Below are 24,784 nucleotides of genomic sequence, written 5' to 3' on the forward strand. Positions count from 1 at the left end.
CGATCACCCCCATGCCCCGTCATTGATGCGGGGAGATCTCCGGCACCGCGCGAGGTGGCGCCAGAGTCGTTCCAATGCGGCTCAGACGGTTTCCACCGGCGCCGCGGCCTTGGCTGCCGGATGCGCCGGGCGCGGCAGCCCGAGATTCTCGCGCAGCGTCTTGCCCTCATAGGCGGTGCGGAACAGGCCCCGCCGTTGCAGCTCCGGCACGACCAGGTCGAAGAAATCGTAGAGCCCGTCGGGGAACCACGGCGCCATGATGTTGAACCCGTCGCACACCCCGGCCCGGAACCAGCTCTCCATCGTGTCGGCGATGCTCTCCGGCGTGCCGCAGAGCTGCATGTGCCCGGCGGCACCGGTCACCCGCATGTAAAGCTCGCGGATCGAGAGGTTGTTCTCGCGGGCCATGCGGATCAGCGGCTCACGGTGGCTCTTGACGCCGTCGAGCTCCGGCAGATCGTCGGGCAGCGGGCCGTCGAGATCGTATTGCGACAGATCGCCGAAGGTGCGCGCCAGCATCGCCAGCCCGACTTTGGGGTGGATCAGTTCCTGTACGCGGCGATATTTGGCTTCGGCCTCTTCCATCGTCTTGCCGACCACCGGCATGATGCCCGGCATGACCAGCGCCGAAGACCGCGCGCGCCCGTATTTGGCAAAGCGCCCCTTGACGCTTTCATAGAACTGGCCGGCGCCCTCGGGGTCGCGCTTGGCGGTGTAGATCAGATCGGCGGTGCGGGCGGCAAGCTCCTGCCCCGGCTCGGAGGAACCCGCCTGCGCGATCACCGGGTATCCTTGCGGCGGACGCGCCAGATTGAGCGGGCCCTTGACCTTGAAGTGTTCGCCCTTGTGGTCGAGCACATGCATCTTCGCCGGGTCGAAATATCGCCCGCCGTCCTTGTCCCTGATGAAAGCGTCATCTTCCCAGCTGTCCCAGAGCCCGCGCACCACATCGACGAATTCCTCGGCACGGCCATATCGGGCGCCGTGCTCCATATGCTTGTCGCGCGAGAAATTCAGTGCCTCCGCCTCGCTCCACGAGGTCACCACGTTCCAGCCGATGCGACCGCCCGAGATATGGTCGAGCGAGGCGAACTTGCGCGCGATGTGGAAGGGCTCGTTATAGGTGGTCGAGGCGGTGGCGATAAAGCCCAGCCGGTCGGTCACCCCGGAGAGCGCGCCCAGAAGCGTCAGCGGCTCGAACTGATCGATGCGGCCGCTATAGCTGAGCGCGTCATTGTCCTTGGCCGCCGTCCGCACGGCGATGCCGTCGGCGAGAAACATGAAGTGGATACAGGCCGCCTCGGCCGCCTTTGCCATCTCCTTCCAGAGTGCGATGTCCATGCCCGCCGCGGCATTGGCCTCGGGAAGGCGCCAACCGGCGGGATGGGTCCCGTTGGAAACCAGGCTGAGCCCCAGCTTGAGTTGTCCGGTAGTGTCTTTCATGCCTTACGTCCTTGTCCTCTTAAGTAGACCGGCAACGCCGCCGGATCGCTCTCGCAGTCAATCGCAAGCGGGCAAAACGCGCCCCTGTCCTGTTCACCGTAGGAACCGCAAAATGCACTGGTCAATCATGCGACCATAATTTAATTCTACAATTAATTAATTGCATCTGATATACCTTTTTCACCGGCCGGCGCTGTTTTTTTAAGCAGACAATGAATTACCGCCCGCGTTCCGGGCTGCGGGACGTTGCCGCGGTGCGGGACAGGTTCGATGGCTGAGGTCGGGCGCCCGGCACGCAACGGATCCGGGCCGGAACAAGACGATCACAGGGAGACTGAACTTGCCAACCGACGTTACCGTGGATGCCGGCACAGGCGAGCCGACCAGGCCCGCGCGCCCGCGCAGTGAAAGCCTTGCCTCTCTCCGATACATCGCGCTGAAGCTGCTCAGCGCGATCCCGATGGTTCTGGGGGTCATCACCGTCAACTTCATCCTCATCCACCTCGCCCCCGGCGATCCGGTCAGCATTCTGGTGGGTGAGACCGAGCCGACCCCGGAACAGCTCGCGGCGCTCTATGCCAAGATGGGGCTCGATCAGCCGCTGTGGAAACAGTATCTCGACTACATCTGGGGCGTGATGCAGGGCGATCTGGGCTATTCCTATGTGCTTCAGCGCGACGTGGTCGGGCTCATCGTCGACCGGATCCCGGCAACGCTCACGCTGATGCTGACCTCCCTCATCGTCTTCACCATCCTCGGGGTGGCGCTCGCCGTCTTCGTCGCGCGCAAGCCGAAGTCGACGGCAGATCAGGCGGGGTCGCTGCTGGCGGTGCTGGGCTATTCGATCCCGGCCTTCTGGCTGGCGCAGATCATCCTGCTGATCTTTGCGCTGGAGCTGCGCTGGTTCCCGACCAATGGCATGACCAACAGCCGCTACATGTACGAAGGCTGGGACTATTTCGTCGATCTGCTGCACCACCTCATCCTGCCCGCCTTCGTGCTGGGCATGCGCTATCTGGCGATCAATTTCCGCTATGCCCGCGCCGCCATGCGCGACGCGCTCTCGCAGGACTATATCACCGCCGCCCGCGCCAAGGGGCTGGGCGAGCGCCGCGTGCTGTTCCACGCCTACCGAAACGGCATCCTGCCGGTGATCACGGTGTTCGGGCTGAACATGACCGACATCCTCGCCGGCTCGGTCCTGACCGAGATCGTCTTCGGCTGGCCGGGGCTCGGGCGGCTCATGTACGACGCCATGTATGCCCGAGACTACCCGCTGCTGATGGGGGTCTTCGTCTTCGTGTCGATCGGCATCATCGTGACGAACCTCATCATCGACATCGTCTATTCCTTCTTCGATCCGCGCGTGAGGCAGCAATGACCATGACCCATTCCGCCGCGAAACCCGCACGGCGCAGGGCGCGCCCCGGTCTCGGCAGGCTCCGGCTCGACGCCTCTTCGGGAACCGCCGTCGCGATCCTGATCGGCATGGTGCTCTTCGCCTTCCTCGTGCCGCTGCTGCTCGGGCCACCCAATGCAATGGGGGATCTCTCCTTCGGCACTCCGTCTCTGGCGCATCCCATGGGCACCGACGATCTTGGCCGCGACGTGTTCACCCGCTTTGCCTACGGCGCTCGCAGCTCGCTCTCGGTGGGCATTCTCGCGGCACTGACCGCCAGTATCATCGGGATCTCGGTCGGCGCCGTCGCGGGCTATTCCCGCGGCATCGTCGACATCGTGCTGATGCGCCTCTCCGAGCTGTTCCAGGTGATCCCGCGCTTTTTCCTCGCGCTGCTGGTGATCGCGATCTTCGGTTCCAACATCCTATTCATCATCCTCACCATCGGCCTGCTCGGCTGGCCCGAAGTGGCGCGGATCACCCGGGGCGAATTCCTCACCCTGCGCGAACGCGAATACGTGATGGCGGCGCAGACCATCGGCCAGAGCAAGCGCAAGATCATCTTTTCCGAGATCCTGCCGAACGCCATGCCGCCGCTTATCGTCGCGATGACGATGCAGGTCTCTTCGGCGATCCTGCTGGAGGCGGGTCTCAGCTTTCTCGGCCTCGGCGACCCGTCGAATCCAAGCTGGGGGCTGATGCTGAACGAGGCGCAGCAGTTTCTCACCCGTGCCTGGTGGATGGCGGTGTTTCCCGGTCTCGGGATCGTCGCCACCGTCGCCGCGCTGAACGTCTTCGGCGACCACCTGACCGACATTCTCAACCCGCGCCTGAAAGGAGGCCGCTGATGCCCAGGGACATCTCCCAGACCGGCCCGATCCTCGAGGTCGAGGGGCTGCACACCATCCTGCGCACCTCCGAAGGCATCGTTCGCGCGGTCACCGATGTGTCAATCACCGTGGGGCGTGGCGAGATCGTCGGCATCGTGGGCGAATCCGGCTGCGGCAAATCCATGACCGCGATGTCGATCATGGGGCTCGTGCCGACACCGCCCGGCGACATCACCGAGGGGCGCATCCTGCTCGACGGCAGCGAACTGCGCGGCCTTGGCCAAAGCGCCTTTCAGAAGGTGCGCGGACGCCGGATCGCGATGATCTTCCAGGATCCGATGACGTACCTGAACCCGGTGCTGACCATCGGCACCCAGATCGACGAGATGCTGCGCCAGCACATGGATCTAGATCGCGCCGGGCGCGCGCGGCGGGTGATCGAGCTGCTGCGCCGGGTCAGGATTCCCGATCCCGAGCGGGTCGCCGCGGCCTATCCGCACCAGCTTTCGGGCGGCATGCGCCAGCGTGTGCTGATCGCCACGGCGATCTCCTGCGATCCCGAGCTGATCATCGCCGACGAGCCGACCACCGCGCTCGACGTCACGGTGCAGGCGCAGGTTCTGGAGCTGCTCAAGGAGATCATCCGCGACATGGACTCCTCGCTGATCCTCATTACCCACGATCTCGGCGTCGTGGCCGAGACCTGCGACCGGGTCTATGTGATGTATGCGGGCCGGGTGATCGAGGAGGCGCCGATGCAACGGCTCTTCGAGCAGCCCGGCCACCCCTATACACAGGGGCTGCTGGCCTCGATCCTGCGCGCCGACCAGCCGGTCGAGGAGCTTTACGCGCTCGACGGCACCGTGCCGAACCTGACCGCGCCGCCAAAGGGCTGCGCCTTCTGCGACCGCTGCGCGGTGGTCATGGACATCTGCCATTCCGAGCTTCCGCCACGGGCCGCGACCGGCCCGCGCGCCTTTGCCGCCTGCTGGAGGATCCCGCAATGACCCATCCCCCCCTTCTGACGCTGGACGGCGTGTCGAAAACCTATCCCGGCGGCGGGCTGATCTCGCGCCGCCCGCCGGTGCAGGCGGTCAAGGAGGTGAGCTTCGACATCGCGCCCGGCGAGACCCTGGCTCTGGTCGGCGAATCCGGCTGCGGCAAGTCCACCATCGGGCGGATGATCCTGTCGCTGACCGAGATCACCGAGGGCCGCATCACCTTTGCCGGCAAGAACCTGATCAACCATTCGGACCGCGAAAAGCAGGAGCTGAAGAAGCGGCTACAGATGATCTTCCAGGATCCCTTCGGCTCGCTCAACCCGCGCAAGACGATCCGTTCGATCCTCAGCCAGCCCTTCCTCGTGGCAGGCATCGAGGACTGGGAACCGCGGGTTCTGGAGCTTTTGCGCGTGGTCGGCATGACCCCGCCCGAGCGTTTTCTGGATCGCATGCCGCACGAGTTCTCGGGCGGGCAGAAGCAGCGCATCGCCATCGCCCGCGCCTTTGCGCTGGGGCCCGAACTGATCGTGGCGGATGAATGCGTCTCGGCGCTGGACGTGTCGGTGCGCGCGCAGATCCTCAAGCTGATGCGCCGGCTCCAGATCGAGACCGGGGTGTCGTATCTGTTCATCAGCCACGATCTGGGTGTGGTGCGGTCCATGGCGCAGCGGGTGGCGGTGATGTATCTCGGTCGCATCGTCGAGATCGGCCGGGTCGACGACATCTTCGCGCGCCCGGCGCACCCCTACACGCAGGCGCTGCTGGCGGCCTCACCGTTGCCCGACCCGAAACGCGCGCATCTCGACGGGCGGCTGCTGCTCGAAGGCGATCTGCCCTCGCCCAGCAACCCGCCAAGCGGCTGCCGCTTTCACACCCGCTGCCGTTTTGCCCGGCCCGATTGCGCACGAACCGAGCCCGCGTTACACACCCATGCCGTGCCTCAACTGGTGGCCTGCCACTATGCGGATGCGCTCGGCACCCCGGAACCGGAGCACACGCATTGAGCACGACCGATGCCGGCGCCGACAACGCGCCGGCCTCCCCCAGCACCGCGACACTGTTTGCCGCCGTGGTGCCGCCTCTCTTTATCGGCATGATCGACCAGACGATTGTCGCCACCGCCCTGCCCGATATCGCCCGCGATCTGGGTGGGTTCGGCACGGTGGGAATGCTGATCACCGCCTATCTTGCCGCCACCGCGATCTCGGCCCCGGTTTACGGGCGCCTGGGCGATGCGCTCGGGCGGCGCAAGCTCATGTCCATCGCCATCGTCGTAACCATGCTCGGCAGCCTGCTCTGCGCGATTGCGCCGAATTTCGGCACGCTCGTCGCTGCGCGAGTCATGCAGGGGTTCGGCGGCGGCGGGCTGATTTCGCTGGCGCAGGCACTGCTCGGACAATATGTCGGGCCGCGCCGCCGGGCCCGCTATCAGGGCTATCTCGCCGGGATCGCCATTGTCGCCTCCACCTTCGGCCCGGTGGTCGGCGGCTTCGTGACCGGGCATCTGGGCTGGCGCTGGATCTTTGCGCTGAACGTGCCGCTGACGCTGCTCGCGCTGCTGCTGATCCAAAGGCTGCCGCCACGCCGCACTCCCAAACACGCCATGGTCTTCGACTGGGCGGGCCTCGCGCTTTTCGCGGCGCTCACGGTTCTGATCATCGCAGGCTTCGACAGCCTCAAGACCGGCACCGCCGCCCCGGCGCTGCTGGCCTGCGCGGTGATCGTGCTGGGGCTGCTGGTCTGGCGCGAACGCCGCGCGACGCATCCGCTCTTTCCCGGCGACCTGCTGGCGAACCGCAGCATTTCGCTCTCGGCACTGCTGGCGATGTGCCACGGCGCGCTCTATGTGGCGCTGCTGAGCTTCATTCCGATCTATTTCGCCGTTGCCCGCGACCGTGCCGCCGACGAGATCGGCCTGCTGATGCTGCCCATCACAGTGGGCATCGGCACTGGCGCTTTTGTCACCGGCCGGCTGATGAGCCGTAGCGGACGCACAACGCTCTATCCGGTGACCGGGCTGATCTGTGCCGCCGGTCTGCTGCTGTTCCTGTCGCGCAACCTGAGCGAGCTGCCCGATCTGGGGATCTCGCTCGTTTTCATGCTGGTCTCGGCCTGTCTCGGCTCGATCATGGGCGTGGTGCAGATCACCGTGCAGATGGAGGCGGGCGTCCCCCGGCTCGGCATCGCCACCTCCTCGGTCTCGCTCTCCCGCTCCTTCGGCGCGGTGGCGGGCACGGCAGTGGCGGGGGTGATCGTGGGGGCCGGGCTCGCGGGCGCGGCCCCCGATCCCGACCGTGTCTTCGGCACGATCTTTCTGGGCGGGGCAGGGTTTGCCCTGCTGGCCTCGGGTGTCGCCGCCGCGATCCCGCGGCGGCAGCTTTAGCAACCCCGCGCCAGCCCGAGATTGCCCCGCAGCGTCGTCGCCTCGTATTCCGCCCGGTAGAGACCCCGGCGTTGCAGCTCGGGCACCACCAGCCGGTTGAAATCGGTGAGGCTGCCCGGGAAGTAGTCCATCAGGAAGATGAACCCGTCCGCGGCACCGCCCTCGAACCACGCCTGCATCTCGTCGACCAACTGCTCCGGCGTGCCCACGAAACAGGGTGCGCCCTTTGAGGCCTGCCGCTGGTAGAGATCGCGGATCGTCAGCCCCTCCTCACGCGCCGATTTCAGGATACGTTCCTGCGCGCTCCTGTTGGCATTGCTCTCGGCAAGATCAGGCAGCATCTCGTCATCGCCCAGGGCGTCGAGGTCGATCACGTCGCCCAGCATGTGGCGCAGGAAATCGCGCCCGACCACCGGGTCGATGAGATCGAGCATCTCCTGCCGCTTTTTGGCAGCGCGACCCGCATCCTCGTCCACGAAGACCGAGATTCCCGGCATGATCACCAGCTCTCCGGGATCACGCCCATAGTCCGGCATCCGGCCCTTGACGTCCTCGTAGAAGGCCCGCGCCGCCGCCATGTCGGGATGCAGGCCAAAGATCACCTCGGCGGTGCGCGCCGCCATGGCCTTGCCAGGCTCGGAGGCACCCGCCTGCACGATCACCGTATGTCCCTGCGGCGAGGGCGGCACGTTGAGCGGTCCGCGCACCTGGAAATGCCGCCCCTCGTGATTCAGGACGCTTACCTTGGCCGGATCGAAGAAGATCCCGCTCTCCTTGTCGCGGGGCAAAGCATCTGGCGCCCAGCCGGTCCAGAGCCCGGCGACCACATCGACAAACTCCTCGGCCCGCTCGTAACGCTCCGCATGCGGCGGGTGGCGGTCATGGCTGAAGTTCGGCGCCTCGTCCATGTTGGAGGAGGTGACGAGGTTCCAGCCCGCCCGTCCACCGCTGAGCAGGTCGAGCGAGGCGAATTTTCGGGCGAGCATATAGGGCTCTTCGTAGGTGGTGTTATGCGTCGCCACCAGCCCCACATGCCGTGTCACCATTGCCAGCGCCGAAAGCAGCGTGACCGGCTCGAACTGCGCCACATAGCGGGTCGAACCGCGCGACAGGATCTCCCAGTTATGGCCGCGCATGGCCATGCTGTCGGCCAGAAAGAGCAGGTCGAAGAGACCGCACTCGGCCTCTCGTGCCAGCTCCGCGGCCTGCTCGATATTGGCGCCCAGATCGGCAACGGCGCCGGGGTGACGCCAACCCGCCACATTGGCCCCGGTCGCCGTGGCATAGAGCCCCAGATGTATCTTGCGGTCGGTCCTCATCGCGCGTTTCTCCGCAGGGTCTCTCAGGCCGAGGCGCCGACGGCGCCGGCCCTGGGCTGTGTCTGCGCCGTCCCAAAGGCGCGCGGATCGTAGTCGTAGACCCAGTCGGTATTGATCCCCGTGGTGCGCGGATCCTCCTTGGCGCGGCGGGCATATTCCGCATCCCGCGCCGCCATCTCCTCCTCGGTCGGCAGATGGTAGGTGCGACCGCGCTCGCGCGCCTCCAGCTGCACCCGCGAACAGCGCGGCAGGCGTTCCTGCTCGTAGCGCTTCAGCGCCAGGTCGATATCGTTCGGCGAGGCGGCCAGCGCATCGGAGAGCACCAGCGCATCCTCGATCGCCATCGCCGCGCCCTGCGACAGGAAGGGCAGCATCGGGTGACAGGCATCGCCCAGGAGCGCCACGCGGCCCTTGACCCAGCTCTGCATCGGATCGCGATCGAAGAGCCCCCAGCTATAGACCTCGTCCACCTTCGAAAACAGCGTCTGAAGCGAGCTGTGCCAGCCCTCGAAATCCGCCAGCAGCGCCTCTTTCGTGCTGCGCGTGCTCCAGCTCTCGGCGACCCATTCCTCGGCCTCGCGCACGGCGACGATGTTCACCATGTCACCGCCCTTGACGTAATAGGTCACCACATGGCCGTTCGGCCCCATCCAGAAGGTGCTGTCGGGATTGACGAAATCCACCACGCCGCCGGTCGGCACCAGCGCGCGGTAGCACATGTGCCCGGTCCAGCGCACCTCGGTCTCGGCAAAGAGCGAGCCACGTACCACCGAACGCACCCCGTCGGCGCCGATCACCAGATCCGCCTCGGCGCTTTCGCCATCGGTGAAATGCACCACCGCACCTTTGCCCCGCGGCTCGACCCCGCTGCAATGATAGCCGAAACGGCAGCGCTCGGGCGGGATCTGGTCGGTGAAGAGATCGAGCAGATCGGCGCGGTGGACATGGATGAACGGCGCCTCATAGTGGTTGCGGAACTCCTCGCCGAGCGGGATCCGGAAGTTTTCGCGCGCGCTCTGCCAGTTCCGGCCGACCACCGCCTCGGGATAGAACGCCTTGTCGAGAAAGCGCTCGTAGAGCCCCATCCCCTTGATCGCCTTCACCGCGTTCGGCGTCATCTGCACACCGGCCCCGACCTCGCCAAAGGCCTCTGCCTGCTCGTAAATCGTGACATCGAACCCCTTGCGCAATAGGCTCTGCCCGAGCGCGGCACCACCGATTCCCCCACCAACAATCGCGATCTTCATTCTCTGCGTCCTTCCACTTCTGTCCTGGCAGTCCCGGGTCGCCCCCGGCGTCCGGCGCACCGGCCCGCGCCCGCAAAAGGGCGGGCCGGATGGCCGCAATCATCGCTTGGTAGCAATTATTTAATTATTCGTCTAATTTATTTTTTGCCAGAACGTCATTCTCTTGATGCCTTCCACCATTCGATGCGTTATTCGCCATCAACAGGGCGCCGGCGCCTCAGATCCCGGCACTGCACGGAAATCGCTCCGCTCATGCCGCATCCATGCTGAAGCCGGACCAGATCAGGGACAGAATCGAGCCATGACACGAAAAAGAAAGGGGCCGGGGCGGCCGGAAGGGCGCTCGACCTTGCCCGACGAAATTCTCGACGTCGCCGAGACCATGTTCGCCGACCTCGGCTATGCGGGAACCTCGCTGCGTCAGGTGGCGGAAACGGTCCAGGCCAATCCGGCGCTGATCAACTACTACTATTCCAACAAGGAAAACCTGTTCGGCGCGGTGTTTCTGCGGCGCGGCCTGAAGATCGCCGAAGAGCGCATGCAGCGCCTCGCCGAGCTGGAAGAAGGCGGTGCCTACAGCGTCGAGCAGCTCGTCCGCGCCTTCCTCGAACCCTCCGAGCGACTGCGCGACACCAAGCAGGGCCGGTCCTTCCTGCGGCTGCACGCGCGGCTGCACATGGAACCCGAAGAGATCTCCTATGAGCTGCGGCGCCGGGTCTATCAGGAGTCGACCCTCGCCTATGCCAGCGCCTTCGAGCGGCTGCTGCCCGACGTTCCCAGCGCAACGATCTATCACAAGATCTCGCTGATGATCGGCTCTTATCTCTACGCCTTTTCCGACACCAACCGCCTTCAGGAACTGTCGGACCCCGAAGAGATCAGCGCCGCCCGCGAACACCTGCTGACCGACACGGTGAATTTCGTCACCGCAGGCATGCTCGCCGGGCACGAACCGGGCTGAGAGGTCCCGTTCGCAGTGCTGCGAGAGCGTCGCATCCGAATCCGCGAAGAGGCGGCACCTGTCTGCCTGCCGTTCTGTGATCCGGACTCTACGGCCGTGCCCTCTAACGCTGAAGAAACCGATCAAACCGCCCGATATCGAACTCCGGAAAATTTCCGTAATCCATTTATATCAAAAGACAAGACGCCCTTCAAAACGGCACACACCTCCCCCTCCGATACGCCCGCCTCGCCCCCTCGACAGCTTTCGCTGTTGACAGACGGGGGGAGTGCTCCGTTAATACGAGCCACGTCAGGGGAGTCCCGCCATGGGGACTGAGAGGCTGACATTCGCCGGGTAAACCCGGCGGAGGTGACGCGACCCTTAGAACCTGACCCAGTTGACGCTGGCGTAGGAAGACCGAAGGGCTTATCCGCGAACCTCCGAACCACGAGGGCGGTCCTTTCGGGCCAGATGGCCCTTTTGCGCAGCGCGCGTGCCGGGCCGTGACGGCCCCTTTCTACCGAACGTTTCACTTGGGTCTCATCGAAAGAGGAGACCGACATGAAAGATACCGTTCCCACGATCACCACCGGCGCCCTGCCTGCCTCGCGCAAGCTCTATGTGACCGGCGACACCCACGACATCCGCGTGCCGATGCGCGAAATCGTCGTAACCGACGAGGCACCGCTGACCGTCTATGACAGCTCCGGCCCCTATACCGATCCCGCCGCCGAAATCGACATTGCGTCGGGCCTGCCCGAAACCCGCGGCGGCTGGCTTCAGGCGCGCGGCGATGTCGAGGAATACGAGGGGCGCGAGATCACCGACGCCGATAACGGCTTTGCCAGCGGCGCGCGCCTCACCCCCGCCTTTCCCGTCCGCCGCGCGCCATTGCGCGCCACCGGCGACCGTGCGGTGACGCAGCTCGCCTATGCCCGCGCCGGCATCGTCACGCCCGAGATGGAATTCGTCGCGATCCGCGAAAACGAGGGCCGGACGGAGGCCTATTTGCGCGACGGCGAGGCTTTCGGTGCGGAGCTTCCCGATCTCGTCACGCCGGAATTCGTCCGGCAGGAGATCGCCGAGGGCCGCGCGATCATCCCCGCCAACATCAACCACCGCGAGCTTGAGCCGATGATCATCGGTCGCAATTTCAAGGTGAAGATCAACGCCAATATCGGCAATTCCGCCGTCACCTCCTCGATGGAGGAAGAGGTCGAAAAGATGGTCTGGGCGATCCGCTGGGGCGGTGACACGGTGATGGATCTCTCGACGGGCCGCAACATCCACAACATCCGCGACTGGATCATCCGCAACAGCCCCGTGCCCATCGGCACCGTGCCGCTCTATCAGGCGCTGGAGAAGGTGAACGGCATCGCCGAGGATCTGAGCTGGGAGGTCTTCCGCGACACGCTGATCGAGCAGGCCGAGCAGGGGGTGGATTACTTCACCATCCACGCCGGCGTGCGGCTGCACATGATCCCGATGACCGCGAAACGGGTGACCGGCATCGTCTCGCGCGGCGGCTCGATCATGGCGAAATGGTGCCTGCACCACCACCGCGAGAGCTTTCTCTACGAGCATTTCGACGAGATCTGCGACATCTGCCGCCGCTATGACGTGTCCTTCTCGCTGGGCGACGGGCTGCGCCCCGGCTGCATCTCCGACGCCAATGACGAGGCGCAATTCGCCGAGCTGCACACGCTGGGCGAGCTGACCAAGATCGCCTGGGCCAAGGACTGTCAGGTGATGATCGAAGGCCCCGGCCACGTGCCGATGCACAAGATCAAGGCCAATATGGAGGAGCAGCTGAAGCATTGCCACGAGGCGCCCTTCTACACGCTCGGGCCGCTCACCACCGATATCGCGCCGGGCTACGATCACATCACCAGCGCCATCGGCGCGGCGATGATCGGCTGGTTCGGCACCGCGATGCTCTGCTACGTGACGCCCAAGGAACACCTCGGCCTGCCCGACCGCGACGACGTGAAAACCGGTGTGATCACCTACAAGCTCGCCGCCCATGCCGCCGATCTCGCCAAGGGCCACCCGGGCGCGCAGCGGCGCGACGATGCGCTGTCGCGGGCGCGGTTCGAATTTCGCTGGGAGGATCAGTTCAACCTCGGTCTCGACCCGGACACCGCGCGCGAGATGCATGACGAGACCATGCCGAAAGAGGCGCACAAGGTGGCGCATTTCTGCTCGATGTGCGGGCCGAAATTCTGCTCCATGCGGATCAGCCACGACATCCGCGCGGCGGCGGAACAGCGCGAGGGCATGGACGCGATGGCGGAGAAATTCCGCGAGCGCGGCGCGCTCTATGTGCCCGCCGGGGAAGAGCCCGCGCAATGATCTCGGTGCTGGGCGGCGGCGTGGTCGGGCTCTGCGCCGCGACCGCGCTGCACGAGGCGGGCCATGAGGTCGAGGTGATCGTCCCCGAAGACGCCCCACCGCCCGTGTCGCACCTCGCGGGCGGCATGCTGGCGCCCTTTTGCGAGGGCGAAAGCGCGCCAGATGTCGTCGTGACGCGCGGACAGGCGGCTGTCGGCTGGTGGGCGGCACATATGCCCGGGGTCAGCCGGCGCGGCACGCTGGTGCTCGCCGCGCCCCGCGACGCGGCAGAGCTCGACCGCCACGCCCGCGCGACGCGCGGCCACGAATGGGTGGCGCCAGACCGTCTCGAACCCGAGCTGTCCGGGCGGTTCTCGCGCGGTCTGTTCTTTGCCACCGAGGCGCATATGGACCCAGGCGAGGCACTGGCGGCGCTGCGCCGGCGCCTGCTCGATGGCGGGGTGCGGTTCGGCGACGGGCCGCCGCGCGGCCGGATCGTCGCCTGCACCGGCATGGAAGCGCGCGACCGGATGCCGGACCTGCGCCCCGTGCGCGGCGAGATGCTGGAGCTGCACGCGCCGGATGTCGCCTTGTCGCGCACCGTCCGGCTGCTGCATCCGCGCTTTCCCTGCTATATCGTGCCGCGCGGCGGCGGGCGCTACATGCTGGGCGCGACCATGGTGGAAAGCGCCCGCAACGGCCCGATCACCGCGCGCGCCGCGATGGAGCTGCTCTCGGCGGCCTATACGGTGCATCCCGGCTTTGCCGAGGCCGAGATCACCGCCACGGGCGCGGGTCTGCGCCCGTCCTTTCCCGACAACCTGCCCGCGATCCGCCGGATTGGCGACCGGATCGAGGTGAACGGCATGTACCGCCACGGATTCCTGATGGCGCCGGTTCTGGCGACGGAGCTGGTGGAAATGATGAACGAGGAGATGTCGCATGCGCATTGAACTCAACGGAGAGCCGGTCGAGACCCTTGCCGAGACGCTGGAGGCGCTGATCGACGAGCGCGGCGTCGAGGCCGAGGCGGTGGCGACGGCGGTCGGGGGCAGCTTCGTGCCGCGCTCCGCCCGCGCCGCCACAGCGCTGCAACCGGGCGCGAAGGTCGAGATCCTCGCGCCGATGCAGGGGGGCTGAGATGTTCTACGGCGTGGATCTCACAAGCCGGCTGATGCTCGGCACGGCGCAATACCCCTCCCCCGAGCTGCTGCGCGCGGCGATTGCCGCCTCCGGCACCGAGGTGATTACCGTATCGCTGCGCCGCGAGGGCGCGGCGGGCGCGGATTTCCGGCAGATCCTCAGGGAGAGCGGCTGCCGCATCCTGCCCAACACCGCCGGCTGCCACAGCGTGCGCGAGGCGGTGACCACGGCGCAGATGGCGCGCGAGCTCTTTGGCACCGACTGGATCAAGCTGGAGGTGATCGGCCATGCGGACACGCTGCAACCCGATCCCTTCGGCCTCGTCGAGGCGGCGCGCATCCTCGCGGCGGAGGGGTTCGAGGTGTTTCCCTACACCACCGAAGACCTGATCGTCGGCGAAAAGCTGATCGAGGCGGGGTGCCGGGTGCTGATGCCCTGGGGCGCGCCCATCGGCTCCGGCCAGGGTCTGGCCAATCCCTCGGGTCTGCGTCGGATGCGGGCGCATTTCCGCGATGTGCCGCTGGTGGTCGACGCCGGGATCGGCGCGCCCTCGCAGGCGGCGGAGGCGATCGAGATGGGATTTGACGCGGTGCTGCTGAACACCGCCGTCGCCAAGGCGCTGGATCCGGTCGCCATGGCAGGCGCCTTCGGTCAGGCGATCGCGGCAGGGCGCGGTGCCTATGACGCGGGGCTCATGCCGAAACGCGACATGGCGCAGGCCTCGACCCCGATCTTCGGACTGGCGGAGCTGGCATGACCGGGCTCGATCCGTTTTACCTCATCGTCAGCCATGTCAGCCGGCTCGAACTGCTGGTGCCGCATGGGGTGCGCCTCGTGCAGCTGCGCGTCAAGAACCAGCCCGAGACCGAGATCCGCCGCCAGATCCGCCGCGCCCGCGATGTCTGCGCGGTGCATCGCGCGCAGCTCGTGGTCAACGATCACTGGCAGGCGGCGCTCGATCTGGGATGTTCCTTCGTGCATCTCGGGCAGGAGGACATGGACACCGCCGATTTTGCCGCCCTGCGCCGCGCCGGCATGCGTTTTGGCATCTCGACCCATGACGAGGCCGAGCTGGAGCGCGCCCTGGCGCTCGACCCGGCCTATGTGGCGCTCGGTCCGGTCTATCCGACGCTCCTGAAAAAGATGAAATGGGGGCCGCAGGGGCTCGACCGGGTGCGCGCCTGGAAGGCCCGCGCCGGCACGGTGCCGCTGGTGGGCATCGGCGGGCTCACCCCCGAGCGCCTGCCCGGTCTCTTCGAGGCCGGCGCCGACAGCGCCGCCGTGGTGACGGATATCCAGCAGGCCGAGAACCCGGAAGCGCGCTGTCAGGAGTGGATCGCGGCGACGGAGCGCTACCGCCGATGAGCCGCTACGACCGCCAGACCCGCCTGCCCGAACTCGGCGAGGCCGGCCAGGCCCGGCTCGCCGCCGCGCGCATGCTTGTGGTCGGCGCCGGGGGCTTGGGTGCCACGCTTCTGCCGCAGCTTGTGGGCGCCGGGATAGGCTTTCTGCGCGTGGCCGATCCCGATGTGGTCGAGGAAAGCAACCTGCACCGTCAGACGCTGTTCCGCATGTCCGATATCGGGCGGCCGAAAGCGCTGGTCGCGACCGAGACCCTCGCCGCGCTCAATCCCGATTGCGAGCTGTCGCCGCTCGTCGCCCGGCTCGATCCGATCTCGGCGCGCGCCGCCATGGCGGGGGTCGATCTCGTTGTCGATGCCGCCGACAGTTTCGCCGTCAGCTATGCGCTCTCCGATCTCTGTCAGGACAGCGGCACGCCGCTCATCAGCGCCTCGGTGCTGGCGCGGCAGGGCTATGCCGGCGGGTTCTGCGGCACCGCGCCGAGCCTGCGCGCGGTGTTCCCGGACCTGCCCGCCCAGCTCGGTAGCTGCGCCAGCAATGGCGTGATGGGGCCGGTCGTGGCCACCGTCGCGGCGCTTCAGGCGCAGATGGCCCTTTCGGTCCTGCTGGGCCATGCCCCCTCTCCGCTCGGCCAGCTCCTGACCGTCGATCTGGCGACATGGCGGCTCGGTGGCTTTCGCTTCGACGCGGCGGAGGAGCCGGAGCAGCGCGCGCCGGCGATCCTCGCGCCCTACGAGACCGGCGCGCGCGATCTGGTCATCGACCTGCGCAGCGATCCCGCCCCCGCACCGGATCCGGCACCGGATCAGCGCGTCGTGTTCGTCTGCGCCTCGGGCCTGCGCGCCTGGCGCGCGGCACAGGCACTGCGCGGCGCGGGTCACCCCCATGTCGCCATCGTCGGAGAGGGCACATAGACCCCGCCGCCGCCGGCTTTCGCGCACGGAAAGGCTCCGTCCGTTCCGGGCCTCACCCGGCGATTAGCCGAAACGAAATCAAGGCTTCAATAAATCATGTTTTTACGCCGCGCGGCACTTCCCTAATCATCGGCGGCAAGCAGGATGTGATGGAAAGGAAGAGCCGATGGCGAGCAAGAAGGTCGAAACCCTGATCGTGGGTGGCGGACAGGCCGGCGTCGCGATGTGTGAACATCTCGGAAAGCTTGGCATTTCGCATGTCGCGCTCGAACGCTCGCGCATCGCCGAACGCTGGCGCAGCGAGCGCTGGGATTCGCTCGTCGCCAACGGCCCGGCCTGGCACGACCGTTTTCCCGGTCTGGAATTCGAGGGCTTCGGCCAGGACGATTTCGTGCCCAAGGAGGCGGTCGCCGCCTATTTCGAACGCTATGCCGAGATGATCGACGCGCCGATCCGCTGCGGCGTCGAGGTGACCGAGGTGCGCAAGAAGGACGGCGCGCGCGGTTTCGTGGTCGAGACCTCGGACGGCACCTATGAGGCCAACAGCGTGATCGCCGCCACCGGCCCGTTTCAGACTCCAGTGATCCCGCCGGTCATCCCCGCCGAGGCGCCGGTGACGCAGATGCATTCCAGCGCCTATCGCAACCCCGCCCAGCTCGAAGACGGCGCGGTGCTTGTCGTCGGCGCGGGTTCCTCCGGTGTGCAGATCGCCGACGAGCTGATGAAATCCGGGCGCAAGGTCTATCTCTCCGTCGGCCCGCACGACCGCCCGCCGCGCAGCTATCGTGGCCGCGATTTCGTCTGGTGGCTCGGCGTGCTGGGTCTCTGGGACGCGCCCGCCATGGAGCCCGGCAAGGAACATGTGACCATCGCCGTCAGCGGCGCCGAGGGCGGCAAGACCATCGACTTCCGCGAGCTCGCCGCGCAGGGCATGACGCTGGTGGGGCGCACCAACAGCTATAGCGACGGCAAGGTGATGTTCGGCACCGATCTGGTGGCCAATGTCGATGGCGGCGACACCGATCACCGCGCCCTGCTCGATGCCGCCGACGCCTATATCGCCCGCAACGGGCTGGATCTGCCCGAGGAGCCCTCGGCCCGGGTCAAACGCCCGGATCCCGACTGCATGACCAACCCGCTTTCCGAGCTGGATCTGGAAAAGGCCGAGGTGAAGACGGTGATCTGGTCCACCGGCTTCGGGCAAGATTACAGTTGGCTCAAGGTCAATGCCTTCGACGCAGACGGCAAACCCGCCCATCAGCGCGGCGTGTCGACAGAGGACGGGGTGTATTTCCTCGGCCTGCCCTGGCTCTCGCGCCGTGGATCAACCTTTATCTGGGGCGTCTGGCACGACGCCAAATACATCGCCGATCACATCGCGACACGCCTCACCTATGCCCATTACGAGGGCACCGAGGCAGAGGACGCGCGCAAGGCCGCCAGCGCCTGAGCAGGCTTAGAGACATGCGAACAGCACGCCCCGCCCGGCCCTGCCGGCGGGGCGTTTTGCTTTGGCGCGGGAGCGCCCGCCCTTACGGCAAAAGCCGCCCCCGGCAGAGCGTTTCACGCCCGTTTATCTCGGCAGACATGGGGTCCGGTCTCGAAAAGGCGCTCCACCTGCAAATGTGTGAATTGCCTAAATTTTCACCGCCTCACGCGGGCCTCCGTGAGGGAATAAGATGTAACCCATTATAAAGTTTAACATTAGACATGCCCTAACCAGTGAATTGAATCTTATAAATGGGCTTCGACCCGCCTGCCCTGTCAACAGACAGGCAACGGACAAGGCGAGGTTCCAATGCTCAAAGACAGCTTCGATTACATCATCGTGGGCGCCGGATCGGCGGGGTGCGTGCTGGCCAACCGCCTCTCGAAAGACCCGAACACGCAGGTGTGCATCGTCGAAGCCGGCGGCAAGGACAGCTCGCCGCGCGTGCGGGTGCCCGCCGGCATCCTGTCGCTCTACAACGACCCGAAATACGACTACAGCTATATGAGCGTGCCGCAGCCCGAGCTGAAAAACCGCGCGATCCCGCTCAACCGCGGCAAGGCGCTCGGCGGCTCCTCGGCGATCAACTCCATGCTCTATATCCGGGGCGCCGCCTCCGACTATGACGAGTGGGCACAGCTCGGCTGTGCGGGCTGGAGCTGGAACGACGTGCTGCCGGTCTTCAAGGATCTGGAGAACAACCAGCTCGGCCAGGATCCGAAATATCACGGCACGAGCGGCGAGCTCTATGTCGACCGGCACCGCGATCCGAACCCGGTGGCGCGGATGTTCATCAAGGCGGGCCGCGCGGCGGATCTCTCCGAGAACACCGATATGAACGCCGAGCGCCAGGATGGGCTCGGCATATACAATGTCACCCAGCGTGACGGCATGCGCTGGTCCTCCTACCGCGCCTTTTTGCATCCGGTGCGCGACCGCGCGAACCTGACGATCCTCAGCGGCACCGACACCAAGCGGGTGATCGTCGAGAACGGCCACGCCACCGGGATCGAGATCGACGGTTCCGACGGCAAGCGGGTGCTGAAGGCGGCGAAAGAGGTGATCCTCGCGGCGGGCGCCATCAACTCGCCGGAGCTTCTGCTGCGCTCGGGCATCGGCCCGGCGGCGATGCTGAACGCGGCGGGGGTCAGGGTGGCGCACGATCTGCCGGGCGTCGGCCAGAACCTGCGCGACCATGTGGACGGCATGATCACCGTGCGCTCCAGCTCGACCAAGACACTGGGCCTGTCGCTGCGCAACCTGCCCTCGATGATCGCCGCGCCGTTCCGCTGGCTGGCGCAGCGCAAGGGGATGTTCACCACAAACTACGTCGAGGCCGGCGGCTTCGCGCGCACGAAATACGCCAATGAAAATCCCGACATCCAGTTCCACTTCGTGCCGGGCTACCGCAGCCACCGGGGCCGGGTGATCGAATACGGCCACGGCTATGCGGTGCATACCTGCGTGCTGCGCCCGAAATCCATCGGCGAGATCCGCCTGGGCAAGACCGGCGCGCTGGAGATCGACCCGAAATTCTTCTCCGATCCGCAGGACGCGCAGGTTCTGGTCGAGGGCATCAAGGTGGCGCGCAGCATCCTCGCCGACAGCACGTTCGACGAAATCCGCGGCAAGGAGATGTTGCCGGGCAAAGAGGTCGATACCGACGAACAGATCCTCGATTACCTGCGCGGCGCGGCACTGACCGTGTTCCACCCGGTGGGCACCTGCAAGATGGGCACCGACGAGATGGCGGTGACCGATCCCGCCTCGCTCAAGGTACGCGGGGTCGAGGGGCTGCGCGTCGCCGATGCCTCGGTGATGCCGACTCTGATCGGCGGCAACACCAACGCGCCCACCATGATGATCGGCGAGAAATGCGCCCGCATGATCCTCGCCGGTGCCGCCTGAGCCACCCGCCCGACTGACACGCCACCGAAGGATGCCCGCATGAGCCGCCCCTCCGCGATCGAAGTCGTGAACGTGTCGAAGCGTTTCGGCGATTACACGGCGCTCGACCATGTCGATTTCAAGATCTTCCAGAACGAGTTCTTCACGCTTCTGGGGCCGTCGGGCTGCGGCAAGACCACGCTGCTGCGGATGATCGCCGGGTTCGAGACGCCGAGCGCCGGCACGCTGCTGCTCAACGGGAAAGAGATCGCGCAGATGCCCGCGCATAAGCGGCGGGTGAACACGGTCTTTCAGAACTACGCGCTGTTTCCGCATATGACGCTGAGCCAGAACATCGCGTTCGGGCTGAAAAACCTCGGCTGGGACAAGGCACGCATCACCGAGCGCGTGGGCCGAATGCTGGAAATGGTGCATATGGAGCAATTCGCGGCGCGCAAGCCCGACCAGCTCTCGGGCGGCCAGCGCCAGCGCATCGCGCTGGCCCGCGCGCTGGCGGCGGAGCCCGAGGTGCTGCTGCTCGACGAGCCGCTCTCGGCGCTGGATCTGAAGCTGCGGCAAGCGATGCGCGACGAGCTGCGCACGCTTCAGCGCGAAACCGGCATCACCTTTGTCTTTGTCACCCACGATCAGGAAGAGGCGCTCGACATGTCCGACCGCATCGCGGTCATGGGCAACGGGCGGGTGCAGCAGATCGGCAGCCCGAAAGAGATCTACGAGGATCCCGGCAACCGCTTTGTCGCGGATTTCATCGGCGACACCAATTTCCTCGACGGCGAGGTGATTGCGGTGGAGGGTGCGCAAGCGACGATCCGCACTGCGCTTGGCACCGATATCACCACCAGCCACCAGGGGCTGAGCGGTCCCGGCCCCGCCACCATGTCGATCCGGCCGGAAAAGATCGGCGTGAACGAGCAGGCCGAGGGCGCGCTTTTCGACGCGACGGTGCGGTCGCGCAACTATATGGGCGGGTTCACCCATTACACCGTGCAGGTGGGCGAGGTGACGCTGCGCCTGTCGCGCCGCAACGCGCAGTCGCATCAGGACTCGCTGGAGATCGGCAGCACCGTCCGTATCGGCTTTCGCGAACCCAACGCGCGGGTGCTGGGCCAATGAGCCGGGCCTTCCGCTTCTGGGGCCTCGTGCCCGCCTGGGCGCTGATGCTGCTGACGCTGATCGTGCCGATCCTGATCGTCGCGGGCGTCAGCGTCGCCGAGCGCGGCGCCTATGGCGGGTTCGACTGGGGCTTCGATATCACGTCCTACCGGCAGATCCTGTTCACCGAGGGCTGGACGGACGAGCTGGAATTCGATCCGAAATACCTGGCCATCATCGCCCGCACGCTGCTCTTCGCGGGCGCCGCCACGGCGATCTGCGTGCTTCTCGCCCTGCCCGTCGCCTATTACATCGCGCAGCAATCGGCGCGGCTGAAGATCGTGCTTTTGTACCTCGTGACACTGCCCTTCTGGGTGTCGATGATCGTGCGGGTCTATGCCTGGCTGATCATCCTCGGCAATGACGGGCTCCTGGAGCGCGTCTATCGCCTGTTCGGCGGCGCCGACATCTCGGGCTTTCTCTTCACCCCCGGCGCGATGATCACCGGCATGGTCTACAGCTATATCCCGCTGATGATCCTGCCGGTCTATGCCTCGGTGGAAAAGATCGACCCGGCGCTGATCGAGGCCAGCCACGACCTCTATGGCGGGCGCTGGACGGCGCTGCGCCGGGTGATCCTGCCGCTGGCCGCGCCGGGCCTCACCGCCGGCAGCATCCTCGTTTTCGTGCCGAGCCTCGGCACGGTGCTGGAGCCGATGCTCCTGGGCGGCGGCAAGCAGCTCATGATGGGCACGCTGATCCAGACGCAGTTCGGCGGCGCGCGCAACTGGCCCTTTGGCGCGGCCATCGCCATGGTCCTGCTGACGCTTGTTGTGATCGTGCTGCTGCTGAATGCCCGCCGTGCCACCCGTCAGGCGGAGGTCGCGCTATGAGCCAGAATATCCGCTCCTATCCCGGCCTGCGCCCGCTCAGCATCCTATTCTTTCTCTGGCTCTACCTGCCCATCGGCGTCGTGGTTTTCTATTCCTTCAACGACAACCGGCTGGTCTCGGTCTGGACCGGGTTCTCGACCAAATGGTACGCCGCCGCGCTGGAGAACGAGGCGCTGATGGGCGCGCTGGAGATCTCGCTGACCGTGGCGCTGATCTCGACCCTTTGCGCCACGCTCATCGCGCTGCTGGCCGCCATCGTGCTGACCCGCGCCACCGACATGAAATTCCGCCGCGTCTCGGAAACCGTGGTCAACCTGCCGCTGCTGCTGCCCGAGATCGTGCTGGCGGTGGCGGTGCTGATCCTGTTTTCGCAGATCGGGCTGACCAACGGGCTGCTGAAACTGGTGCTGGCTCATACCGCCTTCTGCACCCCTTTCGCCTTCCTGCCGATCCGCGCCCGGCTTCAGGGCATGTCGCTCGATTTCGAAGAAGCCGCGCGCGACCTATACGCCGCCCCCTTCACCGCCTTCCGGCTGGTCACGCTGCCGATGATCCTGCCCGGCGTCTTTGCCGGCGCGATGACCGCCTTCGTCATGTCGATGGACGATTTCATCACCTCGAACCTGCTGAACTCCGGCGGCGCGACCACCCTGCCCGTCTATATCTTCAGCCTGATCCGGCAGGGCACCACGCCCGAGCTGAACGCCATTTCCACATTGCTGATCGCCGCCTCGCTGCTGCTGGCCACGCTGGTTCTGATCCTCAACGCCAGGGCGATGCGACGCAGCTGACTTTCGGCCCTGCCCTTGGGCCACCCCCTCCACGCTAACCAACAAGGGCGCAACAAGGAGAAACGACACATGAAGAAACTGCTTCTCGCAACCACACTGATCCTGCCCGTCGCGCTGCCCGCCGCTGCCGAGGGCGAGCTGAACATCTACGCTTGGGCGGATTCCATCTCGCCCGACCTCATCGCCAAGTTCTCCGAGGAGACCGGCATCGAGGTGAATGTCGACAGCTTTTCCTCCAACGAGGACGCGCTGACCAAGCTTCAGGCCGGCTCTTCGGGCTATGACCTGGTGACCCCTTCGCAGCACTTCGTGAAGATCATGGCCGACGAGGGCCTGCTGGAAGACATCGACGCCTATGAGCTCGACGCCTATGACCAGCTCGACGAGCGCTGGCAGGGCCAGTGGTGGGATCCGGAAAACGACTATTCCATCCCGCTCGCCTATGGCACCGCCGGCTTCTCGGTGAACCGCGACAAATATGACGGCCCCGTCGATAGCTGGTCGGTGCTGTTCGAGCCGACCGATCTCGCGGGCTCCATCGCACTGCTCTTCTATCCCGACGAGGTCGTCTCGGCGGCGCAGCTCTATCTCGGTGTCGAATACTGCACCGAGGACAAGGCCGAGATGAAAAAGGTCTATGACCTGCTGATGGAACAGAAACCCTCGGTGGTCGCCTATACCTCGGACAATATCGAGAACCGCCTCGGCTCCGGCGAGGTCGCCGCGCATTTCTGGTGGGACGGCAACACGCTGCGCCTGCGCAACAGCGGGGCGAATGTGGAATATGCTGCGCCGAAAGAGGGGCTCGTCGGCTGGCTCGACAGCTTTGTCGTCCCGGCGGGGGCCGCGAATGTCGACAACGCCAAGGCCTTTATCGAGTTCATGTCCACTGTCGAGAACGCCACCGAGCAGAATAACTATTACGCGCATTCCGCGCCGGTCGAGATCGACGAGAGCAAAGCGCTCTACACCAAGGAGAACGCGCCCGAGCTGTTCCCCGACGTGCCGGTGGTCTTTGCCCAGGCATGCAGCCCCGCCGCGCAGGATCTGGTGACCAAGGTCTGGACCGACCTGCTGCAATAATCCCCTTCCCCGCCCCGGCGATCCCGGGGCGGGCCCACCCCGGCGGCACGGGCAAAAGATCCGTCCGCCCCAAGGAGACCAAGATGGCCCATACGCGCATCCGCCCCTTCAACACCAAAGAGACCTATCCCGAGCAGAAGCTCGACAACGATCTCTGTCAGGCCGTGGTCACGCAGGGCGGCAAGACGGTCTGGCTGCGCGGCCAGTGCCCGCAGAACCTCGACGATGCCAGGAATATCGAGAGCCACGACCCGGTGGAGCAGACCCACAAGGTCATGCAGAACATCCGGCAGCTCATCGAAGAAGCCGGCGGCTCGATGGAGCATCTGGTGAAGGTGGTGGTCTATATCACCGATGTGCGCCACCGCGAGGCGGTCTACCGCACCATGGGAGAATATATCAAAGGCGTGCATCCGGTCTCGACGGGGCTTGTGGTGAGCGCGCTGGCACGGCCCGACTGGCTGGTCGAAATCGACGGCACCGCCGTGATCCCCGACGACTACAAGGCCTGATCGCATGACCTTTTCGCTCGTCGCCCGCTGCCCCGAGACCGGCATGTTCGGTGTCGCGATCTCCTCCTCCTCCCCCGCCGTCGCCGCGCGCTGCTCCTATGCCCGCGCGGGCGTGGGCGCTGTCGCCTCGCAGAACGTCACCGACCCGACGCTCGGGCCGCGCACGCTCGACCTGATGGCGGGCGGCATGAGCGCCGCCGAGGCGATTGCCGAGATCAAGGCGACGGGCAGCTTTATCGAGTACCGGCAGGTGCTGGCCGTCGATACCGACGGCAACACCGCCATCCATTCCGGCCCCAACTCGCTGGGCATCTGGACGGAGGCGCGGGCGCGGGATGTCGCCTCGGGCGGCAACCTGCTGGCCAATGACGGCGTCCCGCAGGCCATCGTCGACGCCTATCTCGCCAGCACCGGCCATATCGGCGACCGGCTGCTTGCCGCGATGCGCGCGGGCCTCGCCGCCGGCGGCGAAGCCGGGCCGGTGCATTCCGCCGGCATGATGATCGTCGACAGGGTCGCCTGGCCGGTCGCCGATCTGCGCTGCGACTGGACCGAGGAGTGCCCCATCGAAGCCGTCGCCACCGCCTGGGACATCTACAAACCTCAGCTCGACGCCTATGTGCAGCGCGCCCTCGATCCGCGCGAGGCGCCCTCCTATGGCGTGCCGGGCGACGAATGACGCACAGACCGACAAGAGAGAC

23 protein-coding genes are annotated in these 24,784 nt (G+C 66.0%); 20 read left to right on the plus strand and 3 right to left on the minus strand.

Annotated elements, in window-relative coordinates; translation table 11 throughout:
• Positions 1-81 precede the first annotated feature (81 nt).
• On the minus strand, positions 82-1,443 hold the full coding sequence (locus Ga0080574_RS00190; RefSeq protein ID WP_076693964.1) for an LLM class flavin-dependent oxidoreductase: 1,362 nt from the start codon (positions 1,441-1,443) through the stop codon (positions 82-84).
• A 340-nt stretch (positions 1,444-1,783) separates the two neighbouring features.
• On the opposite strand from Ga0080574_RS00190, the gene Ga0080574_RS00195 reads away from it, so the two are divergent.
• Genes Ga0080574_RS00195 through Ga0080574_RS00215 form a run of 5 tightly spaced genes read left to right on the plus strand, consistent with a single transcriptional unit; the run spans position 1,784 to position 7,056 of the window.
• Positions 1,784-2,824 (plus strand): ABC transporter permease, encoded by a 1,041-nt coding sequence (locus Ga0080574_RS00195; RefSeq protein ID WP_237219229.1) that lies wholly within the window; start codon positions 1,784-1,786, stop codon positions 2,822-2,824.
• A complete protein-coding gene (locus Ga0080574_RS00200; protein ID WP_076693968.1) occupies positions 2,821-3,690 on the plus strand; it encodes an ABC transporter permease in 870 nt (289 codons plus the stop codon). Before Ga0080574_RS00195 ends, Ga0080574_RS00200 begins: the two co-directional genes overlap by 4 nt.
• Entirely contained in the window at positions 3,690-4,679 is a 990-nt protein-coding gene (locus Ga0080574_RS00205) for an ABC transporter ATP-binding protein (RefSeq protein ID WP_076693970.1), read from the plus strand. Before Ga0080574_RS00200 ends, Ga0080574_RS00205 begins: the two co-directional genes overlap by 1 nt.
• On the plus strand, positions 4,676-5,677 hold the full coding sequence (locus tag Ga0080574_RS00210; RefSeq protein WP_076693972.1) for an ABC transporter ATP-binding protein: 1,002 nt from the start codon (positions 4,676-4,678) through the stop codon (positions 5,675-5,677). The genes Ga0080574_RS00205 and Ga0080574_RS00210 overlap by 4 nt, the downstream gene beginning before the upstream one ends.
• Positions 5,674-7,056, plus strand: coding sequence for an MFS transporter (locus Ga0080574_RS00215; RefSeq protein ID WP_083716687.1), 1,383 nt, complete (start codon positions 5,674-5,676; stop codon positions 7,054-7,056). Before Ga0080574_RS00210 ends, Ga0080574_RS00215 begins: the two co-directional genes overlap by 4 nt.
• Here Ga0080574_RS00215 and Ga0080574_RS00220 read toward each other — a convergent pair.
• On the minus strand, positions 7,053-8,375 hold the full coding sequence (locus Ga0080574_RS00220; protein WP_076693976.1) for an LLM class flavin-dependent oxidoreductase: 1,323 nt from the start codon (positions 8,373-8,375) through the stop codon (positions 7,053-7,055). The two genes, Ga0080574_RS00215 and Ga0080574_RS00220, sit on opposite strands and share 4 nt — an antisense overlap.
• 23 nt (positions 8,376-8,398) lie before the next feature.
• Complete coding sequence (locus Ga0080574_RS00225; RefSeq protein ID WP_076693978.1) at positions 8,399-9,622, minus strand: FAD-dependent monooxygenase; 1,224 nt, start codon at positions 9,620-9,622, stop codon at positions 8,399-8,401.
• 301 nt (positions 9,623-9,923) lie between these two features.
• Here Ga0080574_RS00225 and Ga0080574_RS00230 point away from each other — a divergent pair, with 301 nt between their 5' ends.
• From Ga0080574_RS00230 to Ga0080574_RS00300, 15 genes are all read left to right on the plus strand, one after another.
• Positions 9,924-10,583 (plus strand): TetR/AcrR family transcriptional regulator, encoded by a 660-nt coding sequence (locus tag Ga0080574_RS00230; protein WP_076693980.1) that lies wholly within the window; start codon positions 9,924-9,926, stop codon positions 10,581-10,583.
• A 543-nt stretch (positions 10,584-11,126) separates the two neighbouring features.
• Positions 11,127-12,917, plus strand: coding sequence for a phosphomethylpyrimidine synthase ThiC (gene thiC, locus Ga0080574_RS00235; protein WP_076693981.1), 1,791 nt, complete (start codon positions 11,127-11,129; stop codon positions 12,915-12,917).
• On the plus strand, positions 12,914-13,849 hold the full coding sequence (locus tag Ga0080574_RS00240) for an FAD-dependent oxidoreductase (protein WP_076693982.1): 936 nt from the start codon (positions 12,914-12,916) through the stop codon (positions 13,847-13,849). The genes thiC and Ga0080574_RS00240 overlap by 4 nt, the downstream gene beginning before the upstream one ends.
• Complete coding sequence (thiS, locus tag Ga0080574_RS00245) at positions 13,839-14,036, plus strand: sulfur carrier protein ThiS (protein ID WP_076693984.1); 198 nt, start codon at positions 13,839-13,841, stop codon at positions 14,034-14,036. The genes Ga0080574_RS00240 and thiS overlap by 11 nt, the downstream gene beginning before the upstream one ends.
• Before the next feature lies 1 nt (position 14,037).
• Positions 14,038-14,796, plus strand: coding sequence for a thiazole synthase (locus Ga0080574_RS00250; protein ID WP_076693986.1), 759 nt, complete (start codon positions 14,038-14,040; stop codon positions 14,794-14,796).
• Positions 14,793-15,404, plus strand: a complete 612-nt coding sequence (locus Ga0080574_RS00255; protein ID WP_076693988.1) for a thiamine phosphate synthase — start codon at positions 14,793-14,795, stop codon at positions 15,402-15,404. Before Ga0080574_RS00250 ends, Ga0080574_RS00255 begins: the two co-directional genes overlap by 4 nt.
• Entirely contained in the window at positions 15,401-16,315 is a 915-nt protein-coding gene (locus Ga0080574_RS00260; RefSeq protein ID WP_076693990.1) for a HesA/MoeB/ThiF family protein, read from the plus strand. The genes Ga0080574_RS00255 and Ga0080574_RS00260 overlap by 4 nt, the downstream gene beginning before the upstream one ends.
• A 166-nt stretch (positions 16,316-16,481) precedes the next feature.
• Positions 16,482-17,765: a flavin-containing monooxygenase gene (locus Ga0080574_RS00265; RefSeq protein WP_076693992.1), complete on the plus strand. Its 1,284-nt coding sequence runs from the start codon at positions 16,482-16,484 to the stop codon at positions 17,763-17,765.
• Positions 17,766-18,113: 348 nt separating this feature from the next.
• Complete coding sequence (locus tag Ga0080574_RS00270; RefSeq protein WP_076693994.1) at positions 18,114-19,712, plus strand: GMC family oxidoreductase; 1,599 nt, start codon at positions 18,114-18,116, stop codon at positions 19,710-19,712.
• A 39-nt stretch (positions 19,713-19,751) separates the two neighbouring features.
• Positions 19,752-20,825 carry an ABC transporter ATP-binding protein gene (locus tag Ga0080574_RS00275; RefSeq protein ID WP_076693996.1) on the plus strand — a complete coding sequence of 358 codons (1,074 nt, stop codon included), beginning with the start codon at positions 19,752-19,754 and terminating at the stop codon, positions 20,823-20,825.
• The gene (locus Ga0080574_RS00280) at positions 20,822-21,697 is read left to right on the plus strand and encodes an ABC transporter permease (RefSeq protein ID WP_076693998.1); all 876 of its coding nucleotides are present in this window, start codon (positions 20,822-20,824) and stop codon (positions 21,695-21,697) included. Before Ga0080574_RS00275 ends, Ga0080574_RS00280 begins: the two co-directional genes overlap by 4 nt.
• Positions 21,694-22,488 (plus strand): ABC transporter permease, encoded by a 795-nt coding sequence (locus Ga0080574_RS00285; protein ID WP_076694000.1) that lies wholly within the window; start codon positions 21,694-21,696, stop codon positions 22,486-22,488. The genes Ga0080574_RS00280 and Ga0080574_RS00285 overlap by 4 nt, the downstream gene beginning before the upstream one ends.
• Positions 22,489-22,557: 69 nt before the next feature.
• Positions 22,558-23,571 carry an extracellular solute-binding protein gene (locus Ga0080574_RS00290; RefSeq protein ID WP_076694002.1) on the plus strand — a complete coding sequence of 338 codons (1,014 nt, stop codon included), beginning with the start codon at positions 22,558-22,560 and terminating at the stop codon, positions 23,569-23,571.
• A gap of 83 nt (positions 23,572-23,654) precedes the next feature.
• Positions 23,655-24,083, plus strand: a complete 429-nt coding sequence (locus Ga0080574_RS00295; RefSeq protein ID WP_076694004.1) for a RidA family protein — start codon at positions 23,655-23,657, stop codon at positions 24,081-24,083.
• A 4-nt stretch (positions 24,084-24,087) separates the two neighbouring features.
• A complete protein-coding gene (locus tag Ga0080574_RS00300; protein WP_076694006.1) occupies positions 24,088-24,762 on the plus strand; it encodes a DUF1028 domain-containing protein in 675 nt (224 codons plus the stop codon).
• The last annotated feature ends 22 nt before the right edge of the window (positions 24,763-24,784 follow it).

Source organism: Salipiger abyssi, assembly GCF_001975705.1.
GTDB classification, from domain to species: domain Bacteria; phylum Pseudomonadota; class Alphaproteobacteria; order Rhodobacterales; family Rhodobacteraceae; genus Salipiger; species Salipiger abyssi.